The sequence below is a fragment of the Stygiolobus sp. CP850M genome (assembly GCF_037389425.1).
GTDB lineage: Archaea > Thermoproteota > Thermoprotei_A > Sulfolobales > Sulfolobaceae > Stygiolobus.
In genome coordinates this window covers 1-3,956 of record NZ_JBBHKR010000081.1, presented here as the reverse complement: position 1 = coordinate 3,956, position 3,956 = coordinate 1, and the positions used below count along the sequence as shown (strand labels likewise).

Genomic DNA, 3,956 nt, shown 5'->3' with positions numbered 1-3,956 from the left:
ATCAATTCCTGACTTCTCACCACGTAACCGAATACGGATTCCTGATAGACGATCATGTGTCCCATGGTATTATTGACGCATATCCGGCAGTATACGGTTGGTATTACATAAGGGACTATAACTTGTCTCATAACGGATACGGTATTCCGGGTTTCAACATAATGTTCGAGAGCTATATACTTCCAGGTTTCAAATATCCCTTACCTTCTTTCAATTCCACAGCAGGTATAGAAACATTAGAGACCTATAAACAGCTAGTAAGTTATGAGCCTAATCCCTCTTCACTGCAAGTATGTTATGGAAACATAGGAGAATTATACGCTAACGCCTCGGGAGCGTTCTTATTTACGTCACAGATTTCTGAATTACCGAATACACAAGTAAACGAAACATTACTAGCTCCACTGCCTGGAGGATATGCCGAGACCGGAACGGACTTCTTAGGAATAAGCAAGTATTCTCTTCACAAGCAATTAGCCCTAGAGTTCTTACAATTCTTAGTTTCTCCCAAGGTGCAAATGCTCGCATTCCTAAAGTTCGATAAGTTCCCGATATCGAAAGAGGCGTTCACACAACTAATAATGAATGCTTCTATACCTTCTTTTGAGAGGGAATGGCTGAATGCAACGTATCAGGCGGCTTTAGAGGCATGGGCTAATCCTCCTAACATCCCACCTACCTATTCATCGCTTATCCCAGACTTTAATAATCAGGTATACACATACTTAACTGGTCAGGTAACCGATCCTAATACAGCTCTACAGACAGCAGCAAGTGACTGGATAAGTGCCGTAGAGTCCTACTACGGTGGTTAGAGTTTGTCCCTAGAGCTCAGAAACGTGAAAAAAGTGTATAGGGGGAGTAAGACACCGGCGGTAGATAACGTAAGCCTAAAGGTTGAAAAGGGAGAGTTTTTTGTTATTCTCGGTCCATCTGGATCTGGAAAGACAACTCTCCTTAGGGTCATTGCTGGTTTGGAAAAACCGAACGACGGGAAAATTATCATAGACGGACAAGAGGTAAACGAACTACCTCCTTCTAAGAGAAATGTGGGAATGGTATTTCAGAACTACGCATTATACCCCCATAAGACAGTCTTGGAAAACCTCATAATACCTTTAGAAGGCCTAATGTCTAAGAAGGAAGCGATTACATGGGCTGAAGAAATAAGTAAGAAACTCGGTATTCATGAGCTTCTTAGCAGATATCCTACAGAGTTATCAGGGGGACAACAACAAAGAGTAGCATTAGCTAGGGCGATCCTAAGGAAACCTAAACTTTTCCTTATGGACGAACCTTTATCAAACTTAGACGCACCTTTGAGAGTTTCAGCAAGAAAATTGATAAAAGACGTCCAAAGGGAAAACGGGATAACTACTATTTATGTCACTCACGACCACGAAGAGGCAATGGCAATTGCTGATAGAGTTGCAATTATGAATAACGGAAGAATAATTCAGGTAGGAACACCAGAAGAAGTTTATAATGATCCCGTTGATGAATTTGTAGCCACGTTCTTCGGTAACCCACCCATGAAGATCGTATCAGGGAAGATTCTAGGGCTTGAGGGAAAGATAGGCGTAAGGGCTGAAGACGTAGAGGTGGGAGAAGGAGACTTAATAGGAAAAGTTACAGACGTTGAATTCTGGGGAGATAGATACTTAGCATACGTAAACTTGAACGGTGAAACAATTTCAGTTTTTGTTAGTTATAAGCCTAAAGTGGGTTCTGAGGTAAAGATTAAATTAAGACGTTACAAAAGGTTCTTATGAGATATTATTTACCCTATTTAGCTTACATCACAGCTTTTGGTGTAATACCCTTTATATTCACATTTGCCTTAGTAGGAATAAATTTAAAAGAAGCTGAAACGATGTTAAAACTAGTTCCTTTAGATACAATATTCTACAATACACTGGTGTTTTCTTTAACTTCTGCAATTGTAACTACCGTAGTGGGGGCGTTATTAGCTATATTTGTAGATATGGTGAAAAAAGGAAAGAGATTATTGTCAATCCTCGTAATGCTACCCTACTCTATTCCTTTTACATCTTCCGCCTTGATATGGAGTATAAGTCTATATGGTAATTACGGATGGTTTTCCTACTTGTTTCATATCCCTTTTGATCCGCTTTATTTAGCGTCTACAGCAATATGGGCTGTAACTGGAGTAAACATATGGTCTATGATCCCTATGTCCTTCCTAATTATGCTCTCGGCATTTAGATCCATACCTCAAGAAGTTAGAGAGGCGTCGGAAGTAGATGGATTGACCTTATCGCAATTCTACTTTAGAATAGCCTTACCAATGACTAGCAAAGCCTTTCTATTATCCTTTCTGTTGCAATTCATTCTAGCACTTGGTAATTTTGATACTCCTTATGTTCTTACTCAAGGAGGTCCGGGCTTTGCCTCAACTACTTTACCTCTTTTAGTATATGATGAGATCTTCCTTTTTGTTAATTTTTCAGGAGGCGAATTAGCTGCTGCAGTCTTAGGTGCTATCTCAGTGATACCTGCACTTCTTATCCTACTACTCATAAAGAGCAAAAGGACACCGTTTCCTTCACCGAACTTTAAGATTCCTAACAATATCTTTAAAAGTATAGTGTATGCTATGTCTATTTTTATAATTTTCCTTTTAGATTTTCCTATATATTGGATGTTCGTTATAGCATTAAGACCTAACATATATGACTTTAGATCTCCACCAGTTCTTTTACCCACTTCAATAGACCTGAAATACCTTTCTACGTGCTTCTCTTCATCTATACCGTATTTAATAAGTAGTGTAGTAGTAGCCTTATTTGCATCGTTACTGACAATATTTCTAGCCTTACCATCTTCATATGAAATCGAGAGAAAAAGGGTATTGTGGCTTCTCTTAATTTCAATCTTTCTATATTCTTTACCTTCAACTTCATACATAATACCTCTTTACCTATTTTTCTCTAGGATTGGATTGTTAAACACGTGGTGGGCTCTCATATTGTCAACTCCGGTTTTTACAGCAACGTTTGCGGTGTGGATAATGTTTAATTTCTTTACTTCTTTTCCTAGAGCTTATGACGAGGCTGCTGAAGTTTTCGGAATTAAGAGGAAAATTATCAAGATAATTACACCACTCTCTAGGACTACTATTCTTTCAACGTTTCTACTTTCTTTCATATTTAATTGGCACTTGCTATTCTATCCGCTGTTACTGAGCGACACACCGTATAACATGGGGTTTCCACCTAAAGGTGCCGAAACGATAACCATCTTCGCACTGCAAGCTATAGGAGACGAAACGGTAAATTGGGCAGCTCTAGCTTCTTCCGCACTGATTGCAGCTTTACCAGTTATGGTTATAAGTTTCTTCACGATCGACAGGGTGATCAAAAGCGATAGTAAGAGCGGCCTAAAATTCGTGTAAGGGTTGAATCCTTTTTCACGTTAACAGAGATCTTTTTATATCTGTTTATAACGAATTTTCCAGTGTGGACAACAATTTCATTCATTTGAAATATTTACATTTATTATCACCCCCTTATCTAACAAGTACGTTGGGGTGTAAAGGATGTTATATATTAGGAAGAATGTTGATAACCACCCAGTTATTGTAAACTTGCTAGTATTCCAAGGGAAGTGGAAGTCCATTGATGCGAGCCTATGTTTTAGGCTTCTGAACCCTTGTTCTGCGTAATCCCTCTCGTTGAACTTCTCGTGTTCTACGTTTAACCATGTGAAGGCGTTGTATGCTGTTGCCCCATCGTGCAAGTAAATTACCTTATCAATCCTTCTCCTAAACACCCTCATTGCTATTTCCTCAACCCTACTCATGTTCACAAGAACTACTAAGACATGTACTCCACTCCTAACACTAGTAACCATGAAGAAGGGTATTCCCTTAGTTTTAACATCCCTAACGATCCACACGTAGTAATACCTCCCCCTCACAAGCCTCACCTTAGTCT

Annotated in this window: 3 protein-coding genes and 1 pseudogene; 3 read left to right on the top strand and 1 reads right to left on the bottom strand. The window is 39.2% G+C overall.

The features are described from left to right. From WIW89_RS10360 to WIW89_RS10350, 3 genes and pseudogenes are all read left to right on the top strand, one after another. Positions 1-815, top strand: a pseudogene (locus WIW89_RS10360) (carbohydrate ABC transporter substrate-binding protein); the annotation flags it as partial. 3 nt (positions 816-818) lie between these two features. Further along, the gene (locus tag WIW89_RS10355; RefSeq protein ID WP_337720705.1) at positions 819-1,772 is read left to right on the top strand and encodes an ABC transporter ATP-binding protein; all 954 of its coding nucleotides are present in this window, start codon (positions 819-821) and stop codon (positions 1,770-1,772) included. Continuing rightward, complete coding sequence (locus tag WIW89_RS10350) at positions 1,769-3,415, top strand: ABC transporter permease (protein ID WP_337720704.1); 1,647 nt, start codon at positions 1,769-1,771, stop codon at positions 3,413-3,415. The genes WIW89_RS10355 and WIW89_RS10350 overlap by 4 nt, the downstream gene beginning before the upstream one ends. 77 nt (positions 3,416-3,492) lie before the next feature. Here WIW89_RS10350 and WIW89_RS10345 read toward each other — a convergent pair. Then, positions 3,493-3,956, bottom strand: a 464-nt coding sequence (locus WIW89_RS10345; RefSeq protein WP_443296527.1) for an IS6 family transposase, incomplete at its 5' end; no start/stop codon positions are given.